This is a genomic window from Yoonia sp., from assembly GCF_014859355.1.
Classification (GTDB): Bacteria; Pseudomonadota; Alphaproteobacteria; order Rhodobacterales; family Rhodobacteraceae; genus Yoonia.
The window spans coordinates 143512-168028 of the sequence record NZ_JACUUJ010000001.1; the positions used below are offsets into that span (position 1 = coordinate 143512).

The 24517-nt window shown below is 58.9% G+C and carries 24 protein-coding genes; 6 read left to right on the plus strand and 18 right to left on the minus strand.

Annotation, left to right across the window (positions count from 1 at the left end):
- Nucleotides 1-171: 171 nt before the first annotated feature.
- From cysW (IBX59_RS00760) to IBX59_RS00815, 12 genes are all read right to left on the minus strand, one after another.
- Nucleotides 172-1002: a sulfate ABC transporter permease subunit CysW gene (gene cysW, locus IBX59_RS00760; RefSeq protein ID WP_296371339.1), complete on the minus strand. Its 831-nt coding sequence runs from the start codon at nt 1000-1002 to the stop codon at nt 172-174.
- Nucleotides 999-1853, minus strand: a complete 855-nt coding sequence (cysT, locus tag IBX59_RS00765; protein WP_296371342.1) for a sulfate ABC transporter permease subunit CysT — start codon at nt 1851-1853, stop codon at nt 999-1001. Before cysT (IBX59_RS00765) ends, cysW (IBX59_RS00760) begins: the two co-directional genes overlap by 4 nt.
- A gap of 4 nt (nt 1854-1857) precedes the next feature.
- On the minus strand, nt 1858-2856 hold the full coding sequence (locus IBX59_RS00770) for a sulfate ABC transporter substrate-binding protein (protein WP_296371345.1): 999 nt from the start codon (nt 2854-2856) through the stop codon (nt 1858-1860).
- Entirely contained in the window at nt 2853-3962 is a 1110-nt protein-coding gene (locus IBX59_RS00775) for a sulfate ABC transporter ATP-binding protein (protein WP_296371348.1), read from the minus strand. Before IBX59_RS00775 ends, IBX59_RS00770 begins: the two co-directional genes overlap by 4 nt.
- A gap of 598 nt (nt 3963-4560) precedes the next feature.
- The gene (locus tag IBX59_RS00780) at nt 4561-5142 is read right to left on the minus strand and encodes an alpha/beta hydrolase (RefSeq protein WP_296371350.1); all 582 of its coding nucleotides are present in this window, start codon (nt 5140-5142) and stop codon (nt 4561-4563) included.
- Between the two features lie 94 nt (nt 5143-5236).
- Nucleotides 5237-5731 carry an Lrp/AsnC family transcriptional regulator gene (locus IBX59_RS00785; protein WP_296371353.1) on the minus strand — a complete coding sequence of 165 codons (495 nt, stop codon included), beginning with the start codon at nt 5729-5731 and terminating at the stop codon, nt 5237-5239.
- Nucleotides 5732-5999: 268 nt separating this feature from the next.
- The gene (locus IBX59_RS00790; RefSeq protein ID WP_296371355.1) at nt 6000-6719 is read right to left on the minus strand and encodes a sulfate/molybdate ABC transporter ATP-binding protein; all 720 of its coding nucleotides are present in this window, start codon (nt 6717-6719) and stop codon (nt 6000-6002) included.
- A gap of 11 nt (nt 6720-6730) precedes the next feature.
- Nucleotides 6731-7609: a sulfate ABC transporter permease subunit CysW gene (cysW, locus tag IBX59_RS00795; RefSeq protein WP_296371358.1), complete on the minus strand. Its 879-nt coding sequence runs from the start codon at nt 7607-7609 to the stop codon at nt 6731-6733.
- Between the two features lie 13 nt (nt 7610-7622).
- Nucleotides 7623-8474: a sulfate ABC transporter permease subunit CysT gene (gene cysT, locus IBX59_RS00800; protein ID WP_296371360.1), complete on the minus strand. Its 852-nt coding sequence runs from the start codon at nt 8472-8474 to the stop codon at nt 7623-7625.
- A gap of 7 nt (nt 8475-8481) precedes the next feature.
- On the minus strand, nt 8482-9468 hold the full coding sequence (locus tag IBX59_RS00805) for a sulfate ABC transporter substrate-binding protein (RefSeq protein ID WP_296371514.1): 987 nt from the start codon (nt 9466-9468) through the stop codon (nt 8482-8484).
- Nucleotides 9469-10015: 547 nt separating this feature from the next.
- A complete protein-coding gene (locus tag IBX59_RS00810) occupies nt 10016-10480 on the minus strand; it encodes an Rrf2 family transcriptional regulator (RefSeq protein WP_296371363.1) in 465 nt (154 codons plus the stop codon).
- Nucleotides 10481-10863: 383 nt separating this feature from the next.
- On the minus strand, nt 10864-11682 hold the full coding sequence (locus IBX59_RS00815) for a sulfotransferase family protein (RefSeq protein ID WP_296371365.1): 819 nt from the start codon (nt 11680-11682) through the stop codon (nt 10864-10866).
- Nucleotides 11683-11824: 142 nt separating this feature from the next.
- Here IBX59_RS00815 and IBX59_RS00820 point away from each other — a divergent pair, with 142 nt between their 5' ends.
- Entirely contained in the window at nt 11825-13402 is a 1578-nt protein-coding gene (locus IBX59_RS00820) for a DUF5928 domain-containing protein (RefSeq protein ID WP_296371515.1), read from the plus strand.
- Between the two features lie 8 nt (nt 13403-13410).
- On the plus strand, nt 13411-13773 hold the full coding sequence (locus IBX59_RS00825; protein ID WP_296371517.1) for an HIT domain-containing protein: 363 nt from the start codon (nt 13411-13413) through the stop codon (nt 13771-13773).
- A gap of 48 nt (nt 13774-13821) precedes the next feature.
- On the opposite strand, the gene IBX59_RS00830 is transcribed toward IBX59_RS00825, so the two are convergent.
- Entirely contained in the window at nt 13822-14751 is a 930-nt protein-coding gene (locus tag IBX59_RS00830; protein ID WP_296371366.1) for an ABC transporter ATP-binding protein, read from the minus strand.
- A gap of 86 nt (nt 14752-14837) precedes the next feature.
- Between IBX59_RS00830 and IBX59_RS00835 the strand changes: the two genes are divergently transcribed.
- The 3 genes from IBX59_RS00835 to IBX59_RS00845 are packed head-to-tail and all read left to right on the plus strand — an operon-like array spanning nt 14838 to nt 18271.
- Nucleotides 14838-15017, plus strand: coding sequence for a zinc-finger domain-containing protein (locus IBX59_RS00835; RefSeq protein WP_296371367.1), 180 nt, complete (start codon nt 14838-14840; stop codon nt 15015-15017).
- A 60-nt stretch (nt 15018-15077) separates the two neighbouring features.
- On the plus strand, nt 15078-17894 hold the full coding sequence (gene polA, locus IBX59_RS00840) for a DNA polymerase I (RefSeq protein WP_296371368.1): 2817 nt from the start codon (nt 15078-15080) through the stop codon (nt 17892-17894).
- Between the two features lie 17 nt (nt 17895-17911).
- Nucleotides 17912-18271, plus strand: coding sequence for a hypothetical protein (locus tag IBX59_RS00845; RefSeq protein WP_296371369.1), 360 nt, complete (start codon nt 17912-17914; stop codon nt 18269-18271).
- Between the two features lie 69 nt (nt 18272-18340).
- On the opposite strand, the gene IBX59_RS00850 is transcribed toward IBX59_RS00845, so the two are convergent.
- The 5 genes from IBX59_RS00850 to IBX59_RS00870 all read right to left on the minus strand — a co-directional run bounded on the left by IBX59_RS00850 (nt 18341) and on the right by IBX59_RS00870 (nt 23715).
- The gene (locus IBX59_RS00850; RefSeq protein ID WP_296371370.1) at nt 18341-18808 is read right to left on the minus strand and encodes an Hsp20 family protein; all 468 of its coding nucleotides are present in this window, start codon (nt 18806-18808) and stop codon (nt 18341-18343) included.
- 147 nt (nt 18809-18955) lie between these two features.
- The gene (locus tag IBX59_RS00855) at nt 18956-19765 is read right to left on the minus strand and encodes a trypsin-like serine protease (protein WP_296371371.1); all 810 of its coding nucleotides are present in this window, start codon (nt 19763-19765) and stop codon (nt 18956-18958) included.
- A 55-nt stretch (nt 19766-19820) separates the two neighbouring features.
- Nucleotides 19821-21140 carry a glycolate oxidase subunit GlcF gene (gene glcF, locus IBX59_RS00860; protein ID WP_296371373.1) on the minus strand — a complete coding sequence of 440 codons (1320 nt, stop codon included), beginning with the start codon at nt 21138-21140 and terminating at the stop codon, nt 19821-19823.
- Nucleotides 21140-22219, minus strand: a complete 1080-nt coding sequence (locus tag IBX59_RS00865) for an FAD-binding protein (protein ID WP_296371375.1) — start codon at nt 22217-22219, stop codon at nt 21140-21142. Before IBX59_RS00865 ends, glcF begins: the two co-directional genes overlap by 1 nt.
- 62 nt (nt 22220-22281) lie before the next feature.
- Complete coding sequence (locus IBX59_RS00870) at nt 22282-23715, minus strand: FAD-linked oxidase C-terminal domain-containing protein (RefSeq protein WP_296371376.1); 1434 nt, start codon at nt 23713-23715, stop codon at nt 22282-22284.
- A 91-nt stretch (nt 23716-23806) separates the two neighbouring features.
- On the opposite strand from IBX59_RS00870, the gene IBX59_RS00875 reads away from it, so the two are divergent.
- Entirely contained in the window at nt 23807-24505 is a 699-nt protein-coding gene (locus IBX59_RS00875; RefSeq protein ID WP_296371378.1) for a DUF599 domain-containing protein, read from the plus strand.
- Nucleotides 24506-24517: the final 12 nt, after the last annotated feature.

Below are 24517 nucleotides of genomic sequence, written 5' to 3' on the forward strand. Positions count from 1 at the left end.
GGCATGACGCGCCAGCCTGATTGATCCGCCTGTGGGCGCCGATGATGAAGACAGTGCGAACGGTCGCGTTGTCCGCTGGGGGCGGCGCCCTCGGATGTGGCCGCGCTACCGACCCGCATACGCAGCGGCCGGGCCACCCTGGCCGGCGCGATCACGGGAAAATCAGTCACGTCAGCCGGCCTTTCTGCCTTCGAGAACCGCTTTTACCAAAAGTGCAACGATGGCGATCAGCGTCAGCGTCGAGGCCGCGGCGAAGGCACCGACTGCATTCAGGTCGTTGAACAGCAGCTCTACGTGCAGCGGCAGGGTGTTGGTCTGACCGCGGATGTTGCCCGAGACGACAGACACCCCGCCAAACTCGCCGACGGCCCGCGCAGTGCATAGGACCGCGCCATAAAGCAGCGCCCATTTGATGTTGGGCAGGGTTACGCGGGTAAAGATCTGCCAGCCATTCGCGCCCAGCGTGACGGCGGCCTCCTCCTGCTCGGTGCCTTGGGCCTGCATCAAAGGCAGCACCTCGCGCGCGACAAAGGGCGCGGTCACGAACATCGTGACCAGCACGATGCCGGGCAGGGCGAACATCACCTGTAGGTCGTTGGCCTGAAGCCACGGCCCCAGCAGACCTTGCCGCCCGTAGAGGAGAAGATAGCAGATGCCGGCAATGATCGGCGAGATCGAAAAGGGGATTTCGATCATAGTGACGAGGATGCCGCGCCCCGGGAAGCGGTGCTTGGCCACCGCCCAAGCGGCGGCGATGCCGAAGGCCACGTTCAGCGGCACGACAATGATCGCGGTGATTGTGGTCAGCCAGATCGCATGCAGCGTCATCGGATGCAGGATGTTCGCTGCGTAAACTTCCCACCCGCGCGAAAAGGCACGGGCGAAGATGAACGCAAGCGGGGCTGCGATGAACAGCAGCGACAGGCTGACGGCGAGGCCGATGAGCAGCCGTTCGCCCCGGCGGGACTGGCCGGGCAGATGGGTCAGGGTGGTGACGGTCATCGGCTGACCTCGTGGTAGCGAGAGGCCCAGAACTGCAACAGGTTCGAGACCAGAAGGAGGATCAAAGCGAAGCCCAGCAGCACCAGCGCAATAGCCGCCGCGCCGTTGTAGTCGAACTCCTCTAGCCGGATGTAGGCCAGTAGGGCCGCGATTTCGGTCTTGAAGGGCAGGTTGCCGGCGATGAATACGATGGCGCCGAATTCGCCAAGGGACCGGGCAAAGGCCGTCGTGCAGCCGGCCAGCCAGGCGGGTAGGATCGCGGGGAATACCACACGGCTAAAGATCGCCCAAGGGCGCGCGCCCAGTGTGACAGCGGCCTGTTCAAGCGCCGGGTCCATGTCTTCCAGCACGGGCTGCACAGTGCGCACCACAAACGGCACCGAAGTAAATGCCATCGCCATCGCGATCCCCCAGATCGTATAGACCACCGGAATGCCTGCCGGGTGCAGCACCGTCCCGAACCAACCGTTGGCGGAAAAAAGCGCGGTCAGCGACAGCCCTGCCACTGCCGTCGGCAACGCGAAAGGCACATCCATCAGCGCGTCAAGCAGGCGCTTGCCGGGAAAGTCATAGCGCACCAAAACCCAAGCCATCAGCAGCCCGTAGACCGCATTAAAGACTGTGGCGATGGCTGCCGCAGTCAATGTGATCTGGAAGGCCGCCACCGCGCGCGGGCTGGATATGATGCGCCAGAACCGATCAGGGCCGATTTCTGCTCCTTTCAGGATCAGCGCCGCCACCGGAATCAGCACGATCAGCGTCAGATACAGCAGCGTCGTGCCAAGGCTGAGCGTAAAGCCCGGCAGGACGCGCTTGGCGCGGATCGGCGGATCGAATGTTGCGGTGCTCATCTGATCACTGGTTCACGAAGACATTATCAAGACGCGCACCTTCGGCGAAGTGGTTTTCCTGAATGGCGTCCCACCCGCCGAAAACGTCATCGACCGTCACCAAACGCACATCGGGCAGTTGGTCGGCGAATTCGGCTGATACGCCCTCATCGGCCACGCGGTAGTAGTTCTGCGCCACGATGCGCTGCGCGTCCTCGGTGTAAAGCCATTCAAGATAGGCGGTGGCCAGTTCGCTGGTGCCGTTACGTTCGGCGACTTCGGACACGACCGCAACGGGGAAGGCCGCGAACAGGCTGACCGAAGGGGTAATCCGTTCCAGACCCTGATCGGCATAGGCGGCGGCGATCCCGCCGGTCTCGGCCTCGAACGTCACCAGAACATCACCAATGTTGCGCTCGGCAAAGGTTTGGGTTGCGCCGCGCCCGCCTGTGTCGAACACGGGCACATTGTCGAAGATGGCTCTTACGAAGGCTTCGGCAGCGTCTTCGTCCCCGTCATTCTGTTCCAGCGCATAGGCGAATGCGGCAAGATAGGTATAGCGTGCGTTGCCGCTGGTGCGCGGGTTGGGGAAGATAACCGAGACATCGGCGCGGGCAAGATCATCCCAGTCCTGAATGTTCAACGGATTGCCGTCGCGTACCAGGAAGGCAGGCAGCGAATACCAGGGCGAGGCGCCATTGGGCAGGGCATCGCGCCAGTCGGCGGACAAAAGCCCCCCGGCGGCCAGCACGTCGATATCGGTTTCCTGATTGAAGGTCACGATATCGGCACGCAACCCTTCAAGGATTGCGCGAGCCTGACGCGACGAGCCGCCATGGCTCATGTCGATCGTGATGGTGCGCCCTGTGGTTTCCTGCCAATGGTCGGCAAAGACCGGGTTGAGCGCCTCGAACAATTCGCGCGCCACGTCATAGCTGGTGTTGAGCAGGCTGTCCTGCGCGGCGGCCGGGCTTGCGGCGAGTGCCGCAGCCACAAGGGCGGTTCGTATAAAGGGAATGGTCATTGTCTGGCCTCCTGTATGGAAATTGATGCGGGTTGGGCGGTGGTTGCGGTCGCAGCCTTCCGGCCGTCGGGAAAAATCGTTCCGAACGCGATGCGCAGGCGCACGGGTGCATCGACCACCAACGCATCGGCGGCAGTCGCTCGGCGCGGTGTGTCGACCTCTGCCTCGCCAAGATCGGGATGGCGCAGCACAAGGCGCAGATTGGCCCCGTTCGAAGTGCGTGTGACGATCCGCCAAGGCGCTTTCGGGTCTGGCAGAGCGACAATATCCTCGGGGCGCGTAAACAGCCGCGCGGGGCCATCCCCAAGCGCCCGCCGGGGCAGGGCGGCCAGGTCCAGCCCCGCACCTTCGGCCCTGCCAGCAAGGAGCGTCACCGGCAGTTCGACAGTGGCGCCCATGAAGCGGGCGACAAACGGGGTGGCAGGATGGTCGTGGATTGCGTCGGCATGGCCTATCTGCTCTATCTTTCCTTCGCCCATCACCACCACACGGTCGGCCAGTTCGAAAGCTTCCTCCTGGTCGTGCGTGACGAAGATGGTTGTGGATCCTGTCGCCTCGTGCACACCGCGCAACCACCGGCGCAGGTCGCGTCGGATTGCGGCATCGAGCGCGCCAAAGGGTTCGTCCAGCAGCAGCACATTCGGTTCGATGGCCAGTGCACGACCCAGCGCAACGCGCTGGCGCTGGCCGCCCGACAATTGCGTCGGATAGCGGTCGGCCAGATGGGCGATTTGCAGGAAGTGCAGCAGTTCATCGACCTTGGCCGTGATGACTGCCTTGCCCGGTCGTTCGTTGCGGGGCCGGACTGCCAAGCCGAAGGCGAGGTTGTCGCGCACGCTCATGTGCGGGAACAGCGCATAGTGCTGGAACACAAAACCGATGCGGCGGTCCTGTGCTGCCAGTTGCAGCCAGTCGGCCCCGTCCACCAAGAGCTGTCCGGCATCAGGCCATTCCAGCCCCGCGATGATCTTCAGAAGGGTTGTCTTGCCAGAACCAGAGGGGCCCAAAAGTGCCACCAACTCGCCCTTCTCGACGCCCAGATCGATCCCGCGTAGAACATCCGTCTGTCCGAACCGTTTGGTCAGCCCTGAAATACTGATGGACATGGGGGCACCTTTCTAAATCAAATCGACGAACTAAGGCGGGTTTCTCTGGGCGACAAGCTGACGGCCCATGGTGCGCTGCAACTCGCGACGAAAGTCGTTCCGCGAACATGCAAGGGAGGGCAACAGCAGCTGTCGCGGACGGCCCTTGCGTGGACGGAAGATGGGAAATTTCGCGACAAATCGGGAAACTTTCCTTATTGTTCGACATCGGCCTGATTATGCGGGAATCCCTTCCCGGCGGAACAGTGTCTTTGACTACCACGGTGCCCCTATCCATAGGGCAAGGGCCACGATACAATTGGCGATCGGACCGGCTGTATTGATAACCTGAGGGCCGGTACGTTCCTGTCATCATCATCGGCCGGTTCGGCGTCGTAGGCGGCAAGCCGGCAAGATCTGGTTTTGTTTCTGTCCAACATGTTGCGTCACTTCCCGACTTGCGCATTTGGCGGTGGCGCGACGAACATGCCCTGCGGAGCGAATGTCACCGCCAGGATCCCGACATAGGCCACAAGGAAGAGCGCAAGCGCAAAGAGATGGTTCCAACGGTCTGAGACGATCATGCGCGGCCGCACAGCCCGCGGTGCAGAGCCGCGCATCAGAATGCCCACCGCTCTGCCGAAACGCATTTCCGGGACCTTGGCATGACATAGGCCCGAGAATGGCGTGCTAGCGCATCGCGCAGTTCCAATCCCTGTGACCACGGGCCAAAACCGCTGGCGATATTGATGTGACCGGCCCTGCCCATATCGACAAGAGCGGCACCCCAGTCATGGGCAAGATCGCAGGCATCTTCGAATGGCAGCAAAGGGTCGTTTCGGCTGGCAACGACTGTAACCGGCACGGGCAATTCTGTGCGCGGTGTGTGCATAAAACGGCGCAACCGGTCGCAACGGGCGGGATCGACAGGTGCCACCAAAAGCGCGCCTGCGATGTTCAGATGCGGCCAGATCGCCAGCAATCGCGCGACCACAAGGCAACCCAGCGAATGCGCCACCAGTATCGCACCGGGGTGCTGCAAAACGGCGCCTGCGACCTCGGCTTCCCATGCTTCGGGCGACGGGTTTGACCAATCGTCCTGGTCCACGGTCAGCGCCATCGGATCATTCTTCTGCCACCACGCCTGCCAATGCGGGTCAGGCGAGCCGTCAATACCGGGGATAAGCAAGGTGCGGGTCATGCGGTCTTCCTTTCTAATCTACCTAAACACTACCATGTTTATCGTGTTTTTAGTGTTCGTTTTTTGCATGATTTAGAGAATATCGTTCTCTGCTTCAGACCGTCACGATGTCGATCGGCAGCAAGCTGGTGGCCTTGATCCCTTCCATCGAGAACTTCGATGTGATGTTCCGGCAGGGCAGTTTGCGGGTCAGATCAAGATAAAAGGCGTCATAGGAATCCATGTCGGGTACCATCACCTTTAGCAGATAGTCCACCTCGCCTGCCATACGATGCGCCTCTATGATCTGGGGATAGGCGGTAATCACTGTCGCGAAAGCATCGCGCCATTCAAACGAATGATCGGCCGCCTCGATTTCGACAAAGACGGTCAGGCCCAGCCCGATCTTTTCGGGTGCGACCAGCGCCACACGACCGGTGATCACGCCTGCCGCCTCCAGCTTCTGGACGCGTTTCCAGCAAGGGGTTTGTGAAAGGCCCACGCGTTCGGCAAGTTGCGCCACGGGCAGAGTGGAGTCCTGCATGAGTTCGTGCAGGATTTTTCGGTCGATCCGGTCGAGGCTTGGCAGGTTGGCGTTAAACTCACTCATCGTCGGTTCCCCAAGCTTGCTTCGCGACCGGCGCCATCTGTCAGACACGCGCCCGTCGTCGGTATTGACCACAACTGCCCGGACGAAGCCGGCACACCCGGTTCGGGCGGGGTGATGCCAGACGAAACCACCAGCCGCCCCCTTTCGCTTGTCAAAGCGCGGCTCTCTCGGTGAGGGACAGAACGGTTGGAAGCGTGAGGCGGGGTGTTCAACGCACCCGACCCGGCAGTTTGGCAGGGCCGCGTCCGGTCAATTTTGCATTCCCGCCTCATGCCGTTATGAACTCGCGCACGAAATCGGTCTTCGGCCGGGCGCGGATGTCTTCGGGCTTGCCTACCTGTTCGATGCGGCCAATCGACATTACGACCACCAGGTCGGCCAGTTCCATCGCCTCTTCCTGATCGTGGGTTACGAACACCGTGGTCAGGCCTGTTGTGTCATGGATATCGCGCAGGCCATGCCGAAGTTCCTTGCGCACCTTGGCGTCAAGCGCGCCGAAGGGTTCATCAAGCAGCAGCATGCGCGGCTGGATCGCCAGCGCGCGGGCCAGCGCCACGCGCTGGCGCTGGCCCCCGGAAAGCTGGTTGGGATAGCGCGCACCAATATCGGGTAGTTTGATCAGCTCCAGCAGTTTCGTTACCCGCCGGGCAATTTCAGGCGTTGTGGGCCGTGATTTGCGCGGGCGGGCGCGCAGCCCGTAGGCGATGTTGTCAAACACCGTCATGTGCCGGAACAGCGCGTAGGACTGAAAGACGAACCCCGCGCGGCGTTCCTGCACGCTAAGGCCAGTGGCGTCAGAGCCATCAAACAACACGCGCCCCGCCGTGGGAAACTCCAGCCCGCCGAGAATACGCAACAGCGTCGTCTTGCCTGACCCTGACGGCCCCAGAAGCGCCACCAGCGTGCCCGAAGGGATGGACAGCGACACGGGAAGCAGCGCGGCGGTGGTGCCAAAATCCTTGGAAATCTCCTCGATCTCTATGTTCATTGCGTCCTCCGTTAATGGCGGTGGGTGGCGGCAAGCTGGTCGGCGTATCGCCATTCCAGAGCCGATTTCAGGGTAAGGGTGACAAAGGCCAGGAGCGCCAGAACGCCAGCCATCGTGAAGGCCGCGACCGAAAGATACTCGTTGTAAAACATCTCGATCATCAGCGGCATGGTGGTGGTCTGGCCCCGGATCTTGCCGGAAACGACGGCCACCGCGCCAAATTCGCCCATGGCACGGGCGTTGCAAAGCAAGACACCATACAGTAGCGCCCAGCGAATGTTCGGCAGCGTGACGGTCATGAACACTCGCCAGCCCGAGGCACCGAGCGTGAGCGCGGCCTCTTCCTCGGCGCGGCCCTGTTCCAGCATCATCGGGATCAGTTCGCGCGCCACAAACGGGAAGGTGATGAACAGCGTCGCCAGCACGATTCCCGGCACGGCGAAGACGACCGGAAAGCCATTTGCCACCAGCCAGACCCCAAGTGCCGAATTGGCCCCGAACATCAGCACAAACAGAAGGCCTGCCACGACTGGCGAAACTGAAAATGGCAGGTCGATCATCGTGATGACCCAAGCCTTGCCGCGCCAGTCGAACTTGGTGATTGCCCATGCAGCGGCGATACCGAAAGTGGCGTTCAGCGGCACGGTGATTGCTGCCACCAACACCGTAAGCCGGATTGCCGCCTGCGCGTCAGGTTCGGATAGTGACGCCAGTGCAAAGGCCCAGCCGCGGCGCAACGCTTCGTCGAAAACGGCGATCAGTGGGGCGAACAGCAAAACGGTCAGCACAGCAAGGCACAGCCCGATCAGCAACCACTTAACGAGGGTGGGTTCCGAGGTTGCAGACCGCAAGCGACGCCTGCGTGCGGGGATAATCATAGCGTTGGTCATGGGGTCCTCTTCCTCAGACCGCGCCCATGCGGCGGCGGCTCCAGATCTGGATCAGGTTGATGGCTAACAGCAACGCGAAGGAAATCGCCAGCATCGCGATGGCGATGGCGACGGCACCGTCATAGTCGAACTCCTCTAGCCGGATGACAATCAGCAGCGGCGCGATCTCGGTCACGTTTGGCAGATTGCCCGCGATGAAGATGACGGAACCGTATTCACCGACCGACCGCGCAAGCGCCAAAGCAAAGCCTGTCAACGCGGCGGGGGCCAGCATCGGCAGGACCACGTGGGTCAGCGTGCGCAGGCGGCTCGCGCCGAGTGTGGCCGATACCTCCTCCGTTTCGTGGTCGATCTCTTCGATCACCGGCTGGACAGTGCGCACGACAAAGGGCAGGCCCACGAAGATCAGTGCGATCCAGATGCCAAGCTCGGTATAAGCCACGCGGATCCCGAAGGTCTGCGTTATGACCGATCCAAACACGCCATTGGGTGCATAGATCGCGGTCAGCGCGATCCCGGCCACCGCAGTGGGCAGGGCAAAGGGCAGATCTACTGCCGCGTCTACAATCCTCTTGCCGGGGAAGCGGTAGCGCACCAGCACCCAGGCAAGAAGCACGCCGAAGGCAAGGTTGAAAAGCGAGGCGACAAATGCGGCCCGAAAACTGAGCGCCAATGCGTTCCAAACGCGGTTGCGGTTCACCACGTCCCACATCGCGGCCGCGCCGAAGTCGACAAAACCCCGCCAGAGCAGAACGGCCATGGGGATCAGCACGACGACTGAAATCATCGTCAGCATTATGCCAAATGAAAGCCCCCACCCCGGCATCGGGGTGGGCGCCTTGAGCGTAAAGGAACGCACGGCCATTGCGATCTTACTCCTGATAGATCTGGTCAAAAATGCCGCCATCACCGAAATGCAGGGGCTGTGCTTCGGCCCAACCGCCGAAATGCTGGATAGTCAGCCGATTGACCTCTGGAAAGCGGGCCACGTCTTCGGGATCAGCAGCCGAGGTATCCCACGCGCGATAGTAATGGCGCAGCGCCATGGCTTGCGCTTCAGGGCTGTAAAGCTGCTCCAGATAGGCCGTCGCCAGCGCGTGCAGGTTGTCATCCGTCACGTTGCCGGGCACCAGTGCCACCGGCGGCTCTGCCAGAACCGAAACGGAGGGCACGACGATATCGAACTGATCCTCGCCCAGTTCGGCCAGCGCCAGATAGGCCTCATTCTCCCATGCCAGCAGCACGTCACCCAGCCCGCGCTGCACGAAAGTAGTCGTCGAACCGCGCGCGGCGGTGTCAAGCACCGGCACATTGCGATAGATCTGGCCCACGAATTCCTGCGGGTCGAGGCCGTTGGCTTCGGCATAGGCCCAGGCTGCCAGATAATTCCAGCGCGCCCCGCCCGAGGTCTTGGGGTTGGGGGTGATCACTTCGACACCGTCGCGCACCAGATCATCCCAGTCTTGAATGTTCTGCGGATTTCCCTCTCGCACCAGAAAAACGATGGTCGACGTATAGGGTGATGCGTTTTGCGGCAACCGGCTTTGCCAGTCTTCCGCGATCAGGTCGGTCCGGGTGGCGATGGCGTCGATGTCACCTGCGAGCGCCAGCGTCACCACATGCGCAGCCAATCCATCGATCACCGCGCGCGCCTGCGCCCCCGAACCACCGTGTGATGTCTGGATTGTCGGGCGTGGGTTACCCTGCGCCTCCCACCAGTCGGCAAACCAAGCGTTATATTCGCGATAAAGCTCGCGCGTGGGGTCGTAACTGACATTCAGCAGTGTCAGGCCCTGCGCCTGAGCTTGCGGCGCCGGCGCCAGCGTCACGCCGATTGCCAGCGCACCGGTTGCCATCATCGGCCAGAAGCGAAGCCGCCGCGAGGGTTGTTCTGCATAGACGGGTGCAGGCACCAGTGTCAGCCGTTTGAGCCGTGCGGCGAGAGTCTGATAAAGCGACATGGGGTTTCCTTTGTTTTTGGGTCGAGGCGTAACGTTAAATTTGATTCCGGTCCGGTGGCCTTCGCCGTGTGTGACCGTTCAACCGTATTGCCGCAGCGCAACTTGTGCGCAGCGATCTACAAGCCAGGTGTTCTGATGGGGCATCATGATCGCGGGATGCATCTGGCGATCCTGGTCAACGGGCGTGCCACAGTCCATCGCATGTGGCATCCCGGACAGCCAATCGCTGGGAATCACAGCTCGTCCGTTAGGGAAACTGTCATGTGCGAACATCTCGTCCTCCTGTCAGAGTGAAGGCACTTTGCCCTCATGCCGATAATAACGACAGGATTAATCGTGAAAAGCAACGGAATAATCACGTCAAAACTTATCGTGGAAAGAGATGATTATTCTCCGGGTGGATACCCGATAGCAAGAATACGCCTTGCAGCGGAATCAGAGATGTTCAGAAGCCGATTCGGCGGGCAGTGTCCGCGGCCACGCCGGCGGCAGGACGCTCGACCAAATCGGCCAGCGTCAGCGAGTCAATCAGCAGAAGATATGACCAGAACACTTGCCCGAAAACCTCGCGCAGCTTGCAGGCACCTTCGTCAGGGCAATCCTCGCACCGTTGATAGGCACGGCGTGACAGGCAGGGAAGCGGCGCGATCGGCCCGTCGATCAGCCGCATCAATTCGCTTAGCGGCACTTCCCGGGGCTCTTTTATCAGCACATAGCCACCATGGCGCCCCCGCGTCGAGGCGATGAAGCCCACATTGCGGATTTCAAGCAATATATGCTCCAGAAACCGCTTCGGCGTGCCTGACCGTGTTGCGATTTCCTCGATCCGTAAAGGCTTGCCTTCGCCCGCCCGCTCGGCGGCGAGTTCCATCAGAGCCTTGAGCGCATATTTCATCTTTTGTGTGATCATAGCCCTGAATACGCTGCCGGGCACGACTCCTCAACTGAAATCCCGCATGTTGAAGTCGTGTATTGTGGGATTTCGGGTCCGGATAATGCGCCGGGGACTCAATTGGCTGGAAAACCTGTTGGCGAGATGCAGGATCGCTACGCATGTCACCTTTCCTGTGACCGCCGTGGTCGATCACCCCGCAGAAAAGGTGGCCTTGATTCTTCGACAAATTTCATGCCGCACAATGCGTTGGCATGGGTTTCATTGTCACCGCTGATCCCTGATGGTGACCAGACAGCGAAATCCACATTCCATATCAGAATACGTGATGCCGGCACACCTGACCTGATTGGATTCAGCCCCATCCGGACCGCTGGCGCGCGAGGGGGCAGACAGCCCCCTTAATCACGCAGTTTCGTATGCACTTCGTCCAGATCAATCTCGGCTGTTGGCATCTTTCTGGCAGGGTCGCTGGCATCGTATTTGAACAGGTTGAAATCTTTTTTGTAGATTTCATACATCAGATGGATCGCCAGATCGTCAAAGTAATCCGCAACAGGGTGAAGTCGCTTTGGTCCGTGGCCTTCGCTTTCGTTGAAACGGGGTATCTTGGCCAGATCGACCGGATGGGGCGTCTGGATCGCATTCAAGACATTTTGCATGCCATCATCAAAGGTTTCGGTCCAGAAAATGTTGTCGTAACGGCCGCCATTCGCGATGAGTGTGGCGATGTGGCCTGACATGCCCGACCAGTGAATGTCCGGCTCCATCGGTCGCCGCCACCGGATCGTATCGCGCGCGAAAAGCAGGAAACGGCGAAAGGATTTGATCTGGTCAAATTCAAAGCCGTTGTCGGGGTCTCCGACCTCAATCCCGTATTTCTGGATCAGCAGTGGCACCAGATTGCCACGATAACGGTTGCCGTTGCGCTGAATGCCGCAGATTTTGTCAAAAAATGACGAAAGGATCCGTGTATAGGGGTTTCGCACACAGGTAAAAGCATAACTTTGATGCGCTTTGACGTTCTGTTCTATCAACGGTTGGCTGTCGGGCAGGGCCCATTTGTGCATGCCGGTGTTCGCATCATGGATGTCGCCTTCAAAGAACGCTCCATGGTCTGAATAATACATGATCTGGCCAATGGTCGAACAGGCGCATTTGGGCACAACCCGGTAAACGACACTTTGGCTCGTTGTCATCCATGTGCCGGGAAAACCCATTCATGTTTCCTTTGCTGGCAAAACTGCGCAAGCTGACTTTATAATCGGTTTGATAAAGACCAAAGAAAGCCTGTTTATTCAACGGCTATTTACGGTATGGGCTGTGAAACAAGATTACCAACCGGGGACGTTGGCGGCTGATATGGCCAGAATTGCCTTTATTCTACTTTGCCACAAAAATCCTGCGGCCATCGTGCAACAGGCGCAACAACTGACGTCTGTTGGGGATTATGTCGCCATCCACTTCGATGCATCGTCGCCTGCCGCAGATTACACGGCCATTCAAGACGCATTGGCTGACAATCCCAATGTGGCCTTTGCCGCGCCGCGCATCAAATGCGGTTGGGGCGCGTGGAGCCTTGTGCAGGCGACACTGCATACGATCAGTGTGGCGTTGAATGCCTTTCCGCGTGCCAGTCATTTTTATCTGGTATCGGGCGATTGCATGGCGATCAAATCGGCGGTGTTTGCCCATGCCGTTCTGGATGCCAAAGACTGCGACTATATCGAAAGTCACGATTTTTTTGAAAGTAACTGGATCAAGACAGGTTTCAAAGAAGAGCGGCTGATTTACCGGCATTTCTTCAATGAACGCAGCCAGACGCGGTTGTTTTACACGTCATTGGCCGTGCAACGGAAACTGCATTTGACGCGGGATGTTCCCAGCGATTTGCAAATGATGATCGGCAGTCAGTGGTGGTGTCTGCGCCGCGCAACGCTAGAGAAGATCTTTGACTTTCTGGCCGGGCGCCGCGATGTGGTGCGGTTTTTCAAAACGACCTGGATCCCGGATGAGACATTTTTTCAAACGCTCGTCCGACACTTGGTGCCGGGGCAAGAGATTGCAAACAAAACGCTGACTTTTCTGATGTTCAGTGATTACGGGCAGCCGGTAACATTCCATAATGACCAATTCGATTTACTGGTCGAGCGAGACGCGCTTTTTGCCCGCAAGATCAGCAGCGATGCGCATCGCTTGCGTGACAGGCTGGGCCAGCTTTACGCCTGCGACCGGATGGATTTTCCGGTTTCAGACCAAGGGCGCAACATCTTCCAATACGTGACGGGCAAGGGCCGGAGAGGGCGGCGTTTTGCGCCCCGTTTCTGGGAAACGGGCGGCACTGTCGGGCGGGACCGTGACTTGCTGGTGATCCTCTGCAAGAAATGGCATGTTGCAAAACGGCTTGTGCAGCACATTCAGGAAAGAACTGACATTCCGGCCGTCACTTATCTGTTCAACGAAGCGAAGTCCGGTCTTCCTGATCTGGGGGGCATCGAAAAAACGGTTGATAAACGGTTGCGCCATCGGCGGGCTTTTTTGCGGATGGTTTTTTCTGCTTTCGGACAGGACCGGTTGGTCATTTGTCTGGATCCGGCGGATATCGATCTGCTGCATGATCTTATGGTCGACCAACCTGCCATCCGCCTGCTGGAAATCGTATGCAAGTTTGACGATGACTACCTGCTGGCCCATGCTGGGCGCATTGGTCTGGTCGGGGAAAATAGCAATGCGGCGACAGTTGCCCCGCTTTTGCCGATGATCCGCAGTGATCTGATGGATGAACGCGACCGTCTGCGTGACGCCAGCTTTGCCAACGTATTTGTCATGCAGGAAGGGGGCAGTCTTGCTGAAAATGCCGCAGCCCTTGCTCGTTTCCTGTGTCTGAGCGATGATATAGCGCTGGCACTGGCCCAAACGCCGGATCTTTTCAATGACTGAGGTGCATGATGCAATTCGACTATGACGACCAGAACATCTTTGCCAAAATTCTGCGCGGCGAAATCCCGAACAAGACCGTTTTTGAAAACGATTACGCGTTAGCGTTTCATGACATCCAGCCGCAGGCCCCTGTGCACGTGCTGGTGATTCCCAAAGGGGCTTATGTCAGTCTTGATCATTTCGCGCGCGATGCCGCGCCTGACGAACAGGCCGGGTTCATGCAGGCGGTGGCCGAAGTTTGCCGCCTGACCGGTGTGGATGCCGGGTTTCGCGCCATTGCGAACACCCGCACCTATGGGGTGCAGGATGTGCCGCATTTTCATTTGCATATCATTGGTGGCAAACAGCTTGGCCGGATGCTGCAGGGCTAATCAAATTTTGCAAAATTTGATCGCGGTGAACGATGTGCCGCATGACATTCACTGGCCCGACGTCAACGAAAGAAACACATCCTCCAGATCGGCCTGTTGTGTTTTCACGTCCTTGATCGTGATTCCTGCCAAGCGGACCAGTGACAGGATGACATCAGCCGAGGTCCTGCCGCTTTGGTAGGTGAATGTCAGCGTGCCGTCATCCTGTTTTTGCCCTGTGATGCCTGCGGGCAGTGCGGGCATGTCGGCAGGTGCGTCAGGCGTGATCACCAGTGTCTTGCTGTCGATCCGCCCCAGCAGGTTTTCGGTGCTGTCGCGGATAATCACCGCGCCATGGTTGATGATGGCGATATCGTCGCACATCTGTTCGGCCTCTTCGAGGTAATGCGTCGTCAGGATGATCGTCATCCCCTGATCATTCAGCTTGCGGACGTTTTGCCACAGCATGTTGCGCAATTCGATATCGACGCCCGCTGTGGGCTCGTCCAGCACCAGAATTTGCGGGGCATGCACCAACGCCTTACCCAGCAATAGCCTGCGGCGCATTCCTCCAGACAGTGACCGGGCATAGGCGTCGGCCTTGTCGGTCAACCCGATCATTTCCAGAATTTCTGCCGTCTTGCGTTGCGATTTCGGCACGCCATACAGCCCCGCCTGCACATCAAGCGACCCTTTGGGGGTAAAAAACGGATCGAGGTGTGGTTCTTGCGGCATGACCCCGATGGCGGCGCGCGATTGCCGCGGGTTCACATCCTGATCAAAGCCCCAGATTTTCACGGTCCCGGCTGATTTCACCACCAGCCCTGCCAGAATATTGATTAGCGTGGATTTTCCTGCACCGTTCGGCCCCAGCAGGCCAAAGATGCACCCGCGCGGGATGTTCAGATCAATGCCCTTCAGTGCCTCTTTTGCGGGGCTGCGGCCAGTGGCGGCATAGGTCTTTTTCAACCCGGAAATTTCTATGGCATTGTCGGTCATGCTGGTCTTTCCCCTTGCCCGCAGCTGCGATATGTTTCCCACATCTAAGGCGGGCCGTGCCCCGCGACAACCAGACAGGATATTTCATGACCACACCCGCCCCCGAGACCCGCATCGTGCATGACTGGCGTGTGGCCTGTGACGGCGGTGAAGGTGCATTAGGCCATCCGCGCATCTGGCTGCAAATCCCGCAGGACAAGGGCTGGATCGAATGCCCCTATTGCGATGCCAAGCTGATCCACAAGGATTTTGAAGGCAAAGTCTGATCTGGCAGAACCCTGCTGATCGTGGCAAACCAGACGCAAACCGCGCGCAAGGAGCCACCGATGACAACCCAATTTGGCAAAGGCTGCCATCTGCACCTGATTGACGGATCGGCGTTTATCTTTCGCGCCTATCACGCGCTGCCCCCGCTGACGCGCAAATCCGATGGGCTGCCCATCGGGGCAGTCAGCGGCTTTGTGAACATGTTGCAGCGTTATATTGATGGTAACAACGGTGATGATGCGGCAACCCATGTTGCAGTGATTTTCGACAAGGGCAGCCATACCTTTCGCAATGATCTGTATGATCAATACAAGGCCAACCGCGAAGCGATGCCAGAGGATCTGCGCCCCCAGATCCCCCTGACCCGTGATGCGACACGCGCGTTCAACATCGCCTGCGAGGAAATTGAAGGGTTCGAAGCGGATGACATCATCGCCACGCTGGCCTGTCAGGCGCGCAAGGCGGGGGGGCGTGTGACGATCGTGTCGTCGGACAAGGATTTGATGCAACTGGTCGGCGACGGTGTGGAAATGCTGGACCCGATGAAGAACAAACGCATCGACCGCGAAGGCGTGATCGAAAAATTCGGCGTGCCGCCCGAACGCGTTGTCGATGTGCAGGCGCTGGCCGGCGATTCGGTTGATAACGTGCCCGGCGCGCCGGGAATCGGGATCAAGACCGCTGCATTGTTGATCAACGAATATGGTGATCTGGATACGCTGCTGGCCCGCGCAGGGGAAATCAAGCAACCCAAGCGCCGCGAAACGCTGATTGAAAAGCGTGACCAGATCGTATTGTCGAAAAAGCTGGTGCAGCTGGATTGCACCATGGACCTGCCCTTTGATCTGAACGATCTGGAGGTCAAGGAACCGGACATCGATACGCTGATGGCCTTCCTGACCAAGATGGAGTTCCGCACCGCCAGTAGACGGATCGCTGAAAAACTTGGCGTTGATGCCCCGGTGATCGAGGTTGCAGCACCCGCCGCCCAAGAGCTTGCCGCGCCAGAGGCGGTGCCGTTCGACCCTGATGGCTATGAATGCGTGGCGGACGCCGCCGCGTTGCAAGTCTGGATCGACCGGATATGGGAAAGCGGGGTTGTGGCGGTAGATACTGAAACCACCGGATTGAACGAAATGATTGCCGATCTGGTGGGCATATCGCTTTGTGTTGAATCCGGTCAGGCCTGTTACATTCCGTTGACGCACAAGGCCGCAACGTCGGACGATCTGTTCGGGTCGGATGATATTGCTGCGGGGCAGATGGATTTTGATCTTTGCCTGAAAATGCTCAAACCCGTGTTGGAGGATGCAAGCATTCTGAAAATCGGGCAGAACATGAAATACGACGCCAAGATTTTCGCCCGCCTTGGCATTAACGTTGCCCCTATCGACGATACCATGCTGCTGTCTTACGCGATGCACGCAGGCCTGCACGGGCATGGTATGGATACGCTTTCGGAACGGTATCTGGGGCACCAGCCGATCCCGATCAAACCGCTGTTGGGCAATGGCAAATCGGCGATCACATTCGACCGTGTGCCCATTGTGGATGCGGTAAAATACGCCGCCGAAGATGCCGACATCACCCTGCGGCTGTGGCGGATGTTCAAACCGCAACTGCACGTGAACAAGGTCACGACCGTTTATGAAACGCTGGAACGCCCGCTGGTGCCGGTGCTGGCGCAGATGGAAATGGCGGGCATCAAGGTGGACCGCGATGCGCTGTCGCGCATGTCCAACGCATTCGCCCAGAAAATGGCCGGGCTGGAAGATGAGATTTATGAACTGGCGGGGCGGAAATTCAACGTGGGTTCGCCCAAGCAGTTGGGTGAAATCCTGTTCGATGAGATGAACCTTGAAATGCCCGATGGCAAGAAACCGTCCAAGGGAAAAACCGGGGCCTATTCCACCGGCGCTGACGTGCTAGAGGATCTGGCCACCATCCACGATCTGCCCCGTCGAATTCTGGACTGGCGGCAACTGGCCAAGCTGAAATCAACCTACACAGATGCTTTGCAGGACCATATCAACCCCGACACGGGGCGGGTGCATACATCTTATTCTATCGCCGGGGCGATCACGGGGCGGCTGGCTTCGACCGATCCGAACCTGCAAAACATCCCGATCCGGTCCGAAGATGGCCGCCGCATCCGCGAAGCCTTTGTCGCGGAACCCGGCAAGGTGATTGTCAGCCTTGACTATTCCCAGATCGAACTGCGCATTCTGGCCCATATCGCCGACATCGACGCGCTGAAACAGGCATTTGCGGATGGGCATGACATTCACGCAATGACCGCATCTGAAATGTTTGATGTGCCGCTTGATGAAATGACGCCCGATATCCGGCGGCAGGCCAAGGCGATCAACTTTGGTGTAATCTACGGCATTTCCGGCTTTGGCCTTGCGCGAAACCTGCGGATTCCGCGCAGCGAGGCGCAGGGGTTCATCGACCGCTATTTCGAACGGTTCCCTGGCATTCGCAAATATATGGATGACACCGTCGCATTTGCCAAGGAACTTGGCTATGTGCAAACGCTGTTCGGGCGCAAGATCAACACGCCAGAGATCAACGCCAAAGGCCCGCAAGCCGGTTTTGCCAAACGCGCTGCGATCAATGCACCCATTCAAGGCACCGCTGCGGATGTCATCCGCCGTGCGATGATCAGGATGCCCGATGCAATAGCTGGATTTCCGGCGAAAATGTTGCTACAAGTTCATGATGAACTGTTGTTCGAAGTTAACGAGGATGCGGCCGAAAAATTAATTTTGGTCGCGAAAGATGTCATGGAGCAGGCAAGCGTTCCGGCGGTCAAACTGGATGTGAAACTGGTTGTCGAAGCGGGGAAAGGCGCAAACTGGTCCAAGGCACATTAAATGGTAAAGGCTTGTTTATGTTACGGATTTTGGTTATTCTCTCTGCTTTTTATGCGGGGAGCGCGTTCGCACAGAACCAAAGATTTCTCTCAGCCGATGGCACAGTATTTGACTATGCGCAAAACCGGCATGGGGTGGTTCTGACAGTTGTTGAACAAGGAAGCGACATTTTTGTCGTGAATGCCGATTCGCCCCCAGACAGGGGCACCCAAGAAGAAATATATCTTGGCAGAGGCTGTGAAGCTTACAGCCGCAAGTTTGGTGACGGCAGTTGGCACGAGACCACAGGCGGTTTTTGGGTGAAATTTACCAACACCACCATCATTTTCCCAGGTCAGATCATCGACGCAGGGCGTGGCGCGGACTGCGGCCCCTAAACGGGCATCCAGCGGCGACAGCAAAACGGGCGGGACGCAAGCCCGCCCGCCGTTTGGGGCGTTTCGCGATCAATTGACCGATTTTTGTTCCACAAGGTTCGCATTTGTGCGACCGGCAGAAGTAATCGCGATCCTGCGTGGCTTTAGCGCCTCTGGCACTTCACGCGTCAGGTCGATATGCAGCATGCCGTTTTCATGGCTGGCACCTGTCACACGCACATGATCTGCCAGATGGAAGCGGCGTTCGAATGCGCGCGTTGCAATGCCGCGATGCAGATAGGTGCGGTTGCTGTCATCTTCGCCCCTGCGCGCCGTGACATGAAGCGACCGGTCCTTCACTTCGATTGAAAGGTCGTCATCGGAAAAACCTGCCACGGCAATCGAAATGCGCCAAGCATCATCGGCGGTCTTTTCGATATTGTAAGGCGGATAAGTGTTCTGGCCAACATCATTGGCAAGTGCGCGATCCATCAGATCGGCAATCTGGTCGAAACCGACGGTGGCACGATATAGCGGTGTAAGGTCGAAATTACGCATGTCTGGTCATCCTTCATCAAGCGATAACAGGTGTCATGCCTTCCCATCAGGGACAGGCCGTTTATGCGGAACCCATATGTGGCGTTCCTTGGAAACAGGTAGGTCAGGGTTTCGCGCGTTTCAAGACCCTTGCGCGGACAGCGGCAGCTAGTCTGCGCTGATAAATTTCGCACCCGTGTCGTTGCGCTGGCCAATGCTGATCATGCGTTGCGGGCCGCCGGGGCGGGCTGGCCCCTGACTGGCAAAATGCGCCAAAAGTGCGGATAAAGGCCCTTCCAGTGATGTGCCAAGCGCCACCTTTTGCCCATCGACCATCGCCATCGCGGACACGACAGAGGCGATCCGCGTTTGTCCGTCCCGAAGCGTGAAAACGGGCGATCCGCTGGACCCGTATTCCACATCGCAGGTCATGACGATGACGCCTGTCTGTCGGCCCAAGACGCTGCACACCTCTTGCAGGCTGGGTGCGTCTTCTCGACCGCGACCATAAGATACAACGCCCACCTTGTCGCCCGTCAGCGGGCGCGCGGCGATCAGATAGGGCCGGATGCGCGTCGTCCTGATCGGTCGGTCCAGCTCCAGCACGGCAATATCCATGGCCACCGATGCCGCGTCTGTTGCATCGCCATTGTGCTGGTATTGCGGGTGCGCAACAGCGCGGGATACGGCGCGCGTTGCCTCTGCGCGGCCATCGCGCAGACCGGCTTGAAATGCGAAACGATCCGGCGCGATCAAGCTGCCATTGGTATCAAATAAACAATGCGCTGCTGTCAGGATCAGCCGCTCACGGATCAGGGCCGCGGTGCAAAACCCCTTGCCTGCAATATCGAGCCGCCCCACGGCCTCCCAGCCTTGGCTGTCTTGCCGGGTTTGCAGGGTCACCAAACCTGTTTCCTGCCCAAAGCTGGCCAGCGCAGATGCGCACCACACCATGACTGAAATGACCAGATAACGCATTCCTGCTCCTATAAGTGGTGGCATCATGCCTGATCCCTGCGGCAGGATTATGACGTTACCGCAAGATTGGCACCGCTGGCGCACGTTTTCCGGGCGCGGTCAGCGCCGGTGGCTGTGGCCCGCCCGTGGCCCAATCCAGCAGTTCGACCGTATGGACAATCGGCACTTCGGTGCCGCCGCCGATCTGCATCATGCAGCCGATATTGCCTGCGGCGATGATATCGGGCGTCAGTGCTTCCAGCGTTTTGACCTTGCGCGTCTTAAGCTGTTTGGAAATCTCGGGCTGCATCAGGTTATAGGTGCCCGCCGAACCACAGCACAGATGGCTGTCGGCGGGTTCCAGCACGGTAAAGCCCGCACGTTTCAGCAAATCCTTTGGAAATGTCTTGATCTTCTGGCCGTGTTGCAGCGAACAGGCGGCGTGATAGGCGACCTTGGTGCCTTTGTCGGCGCCTTTGGGCAGGTCGAGTTTCATCAGCACTTCGGACACATCCAGCGCAATGGCCGACACCCGCGCGGCATCCGCCGCCAGCGGGTCGTTGCGAAACATATGCCCGTAATCCTTGACCGTGGTGCCGCAACCGGATGTGTTGATCACAATCGCATCCAGCCCGCCTGCGTCCATTTCCCTGACCCACGCACGGATGTTCCTTGCCGCTGTCGCGTGGCTTTCCTTTTCCTTGCCCATGTGATGGGTCAGCGCACCACAGCATCCGGCACCTTCGGCCACCACCACCTCTGCGCCCAGACGGGTCAAAAGGCGGATCGTCGCATCGTTGATATCGGTGTTCAGCGCGCGTTGCGCACAACCGGTCATCAACGCGACGCGCATTTTCTTTCCCACTGCCGGAAAGGTCTGCGGGTCATCATTTCGGCTGACCGGCGGGATCGTTTTAGGGGCCATCTCCAGCATCGCGCGCAGGCGGGCATCCGGCATCAGGCGGGCAAAGGGCCGCCCGATCTTGGCGCCCAGCAGCGCCAGCCGGAACCGCGTGGGGTAAGGCAGGATCTGCGCCAGTACCCAGCGCAGGGCGCGGTCTGTTAAGGGCCGGTCATAATTCTTTTCGATATAGGCGCGGGCATGATCCACCAGATGCATGTAATGCACGCCAGACGGGCAGGTGGTCATGCAGGCAAGACACGACAGGCAGCGATCAATATGCTTGACCGTCGTTTCATCCGGTGTGCGGTTATTTTCCAGCATGTCCTTGATCAGGTAAATGCGCCCGCGCGGACTATCCAGTTCATCACCCAAGACCTGATATGTGGGGCAGGTCGCCGTGCAAAACCCGCAATGCACACAGGCGCGCAGGATTTCATTGGCCCGCGCGGTGCCGGGGTCTTTCAACTGTTCAGGTGTAAATGTCGTCTGCATCAGGTCATCATCCCGGGGTTAAGAATGCCACGTGGGTCGAATTTGGCGCGCAGGCCCGCTGAAATCGCAGCGAGCGGTGCCGCTTGGGGCTGGAACGTCGGCGCATCGACATCGCCACGGATCAGCGTCGCGTGGCCGTTAAATTCACCCAGCCGCGCGCGCAGATCGCCGCCGTCGCTTAGCGCCCAGATCAACCCGCCGCCCCAGTCATATTGCACCGCGCGGGCATCCATCTTTGCGACCAACGCCGCAGCATCGGACGGTTTCACAGAAATTCGCCAGACTTCGCCGGGCTTGTCGGCAAAGGCCGTCACATCGCGGATTGTGGCCCAGTCGGTGTCTACTTCGGCTGCCGTGCCGAACCGCGCCAGCACCCGGCCCAAAGCCTCTGCGCGGTAGGTCACCGAACTTTCAAATCCTTCCAGTCGGAACCGCGTCTTGCCTGTTGCAGGGTCATGTGCCACGCCTGTCACCTCGTAAGGCGATGATAGCGCCGCTGACATCGCCGCAATCGCTGTGGCATCATCAAGGCCATCCAGCGTCAGGGTCATCTGTGCTGCAACATCGGGCAATACCTTCAGCGCCACCTCGGTCAGAACCCCCAACGTGCCATAGGCGCCGGTCATCAAGCGCACCAGATCATAGCCGGTGACATTCTTCATCACGCGACCGCCGTTTTTCACGATATGGCCCGCCCCATCGACAAACCGTACACCCAGCATGAAATCACGCGCGGCCCCCACGGAAATCCGCCGCGGGCCGGATACATTGGCGGCCACAACGCCGCCAATCGTCGGCACGCCCTGCGTGCCCAGCAGGGCACGATGATCCATCGGTTCAAACGCCAGACGCTGGTTTTCAGCGGCCAGCGCTGTTTCAATCTCGGCCAAGGGCGTGCCCGCCTGCGCCACAATCGTCAACGCGCCCGGTTCATACAGCGTGATGCCCGACAGGCCCGTTGTGCGCAACACCGCGCCCGTGCTGCGCCCGATGGGCCGCGTGCCACCACCGACAATCCGCAATGGGCCGTCGGCCTCTTTGATCAACTGCGCAAGCGCGTCTTCTGTTTCTGGCGTCATCATCGCTTCTTCCGCGTAAAAATATCCTGGGGGGAGGGCGCAGCCCGGAGGGCAAAGCCCCCTTACGCGGCGCGCCGCGTTTGGGACGACGCCAATGGAAACACCTTGGCGGGGTTAAGCAGCCATCTTGGATCAAAAACATCCTTGACGGCCATCTGTGCCTCCAGATCGGCAGGGGCGAATTGCACGGTCATCAAATCGCGTTTTTCAATCCCGACCCCATGTTCGCCGGTCAGACATCCGCCCACCTCGACACATAGCTTCAGGATCTCGGCGCCGAATTCCTCGCACAGTTCCAGATCGCCCGGTTTGTTGGCGTCAAACAGGATCAGCGGGTGCATGTTGCCATCACCGGCGTGAAACACATTGCCGACATCCAGACCAAATTCCTTTGACATCTCGCCGATGCGTTTCAGCACGAAAGGCAACGATGACACGGGGATCGTGCCGTCAAGGCACATGTAGTCGTTGATCTGACCCATGGCGCCAAAGGCCGATTTGCGGCCCAGCCAGATGCGCCCCGCCTCGTCAGCGTCCTTTGCTTCGCGCAGTTCTACAGGGTTATGCTTGCGCGCGATGTCCATGATCAGCGCCAGCTGATGGTCAATCTCGGCGTCCGAGCCTTCGACTTCCACGATCAATAGCGCCTCGCACATCGGATACCCCGCATGGGCAAAGGCTTCGGTCGCCTCGATGCAGGGGCGGTCCATGAATTCAATCGCCACCGGCAGCACGCCGGCTTTGATAATGTCGGTTACGACCTGCCCTGCCACTTCGGAACTGTCGTAGCCCATCAGCACGGGCCGCGCGCCTTCAGGTTTTGGCAAAATACGCAGCGTTGCTTCGGTCACAACGCCCAACTGCCCTTCTGACCCGCAAATTACCCCCAGCAGATCCAGCCCGCCCGCATCCAGATGCGCGCCACCGATTTCGACCACGGTGCCATCCATCAGCACCATCGTCACGCCCAGCAGGTTGTTGGTGGTCACGCCGTATTTCAGGCAGTGCGCCCCGCCGGAATTCATCGCGATATTGCCGGCAATCGCACAGGCCAACTGGCTGGACGGATCGGGCGCATAGAAAAACCCGTCCTGTTCCACCGCCCCGGTGACAGACAGGTTTGTGCGGCCCGTTTGCACACGAATATAGCGGTCGTCATAATTCGTCTCGATCACGCCGTTCATGCGCGCCACGCCCAGAATGACGCAATCAGCCGTTGGCAGCGCCCCTCCGGCCAATGATGTGCCCGACCCGCGTGGCACTACTGGCACGCCCATGTCATGACATATCCGCAGAACGGCGGCGACGTCCTGTGTGTTTGACGGCAGCACAGCACACATCGGTGGACAACGATAGGCCGTCAGCCCGTCGCATTCATAGGCTTTGGTTTCTGCAACATCTGAAATCACGGCATCCGGTCGCAAAACCCTTTGCAGTTCAGCGACAACCTGATCTTTCCGGGATATCACTGCGGTGCTGGGTGCGGGCATTTCCATCAGATACCTCCTTCAAGGGATATATTGGTAATAATATATTACCAATTTTGCGATATGGCAAGTCTATTGATGAAACGCTAAGAGAGAACTCATGACAATGATGGATCACCTCAGCCTGCTAACCCTACTGGATTGGTGCGCACTGGCATTGATGCTGGTGGCATGGTTCGGAATCGGATGGTGGATCGAACACCCCGGGGTGCGTTGGCCGTCGGTGACAACGTTGATTGCGCAACGCCGGCGCGACTGGATGCGTGTTTTCGTGGCCCGTGACCCGCGTATCTTTGACAGCCAGTTGTTGGCCAGTCTGCGCCAGGGCACGGCCTTCTTTGCTTCGACCAGCTTGCTTGCGATCGGGGGTGTCCTTGCACTGTTGGGTAATACAGATCCCCTGCGCGGTTTCGCCGCAGAGGTTAGCAGCGCGCAGGTGCCCGCACTTGTTTGGCAAGTCAAGCTGGGTCTGGTGGCACTTCTTCTGACAAACGCGTTTCTGAAATTTGTCTGGGCGAATCGGGTTTTCGGATATTGTGCCGTCGTCATGGGATCGGTCCCCAACGATCCGGCCGATCCCAGCGCCTATCCACTTGCCGCACAGGCCGGCGAATTGAACGTGCGGGCGGCGCTCAATTTCAACCGGGGCCTGCGGGCAATTTATTTCGCATTGGGCGCTGTGGCATGGCTTTTGGGGGCCGTGCCCTTGATGATCGCAACCGTGATCGTGGTCTGGACCGTTTGGTCGCGTGAATTTGCCTCGATCCCGCGCAGCATCCTGTTGCGCAATAAACTCTGACATCCCGCAGAC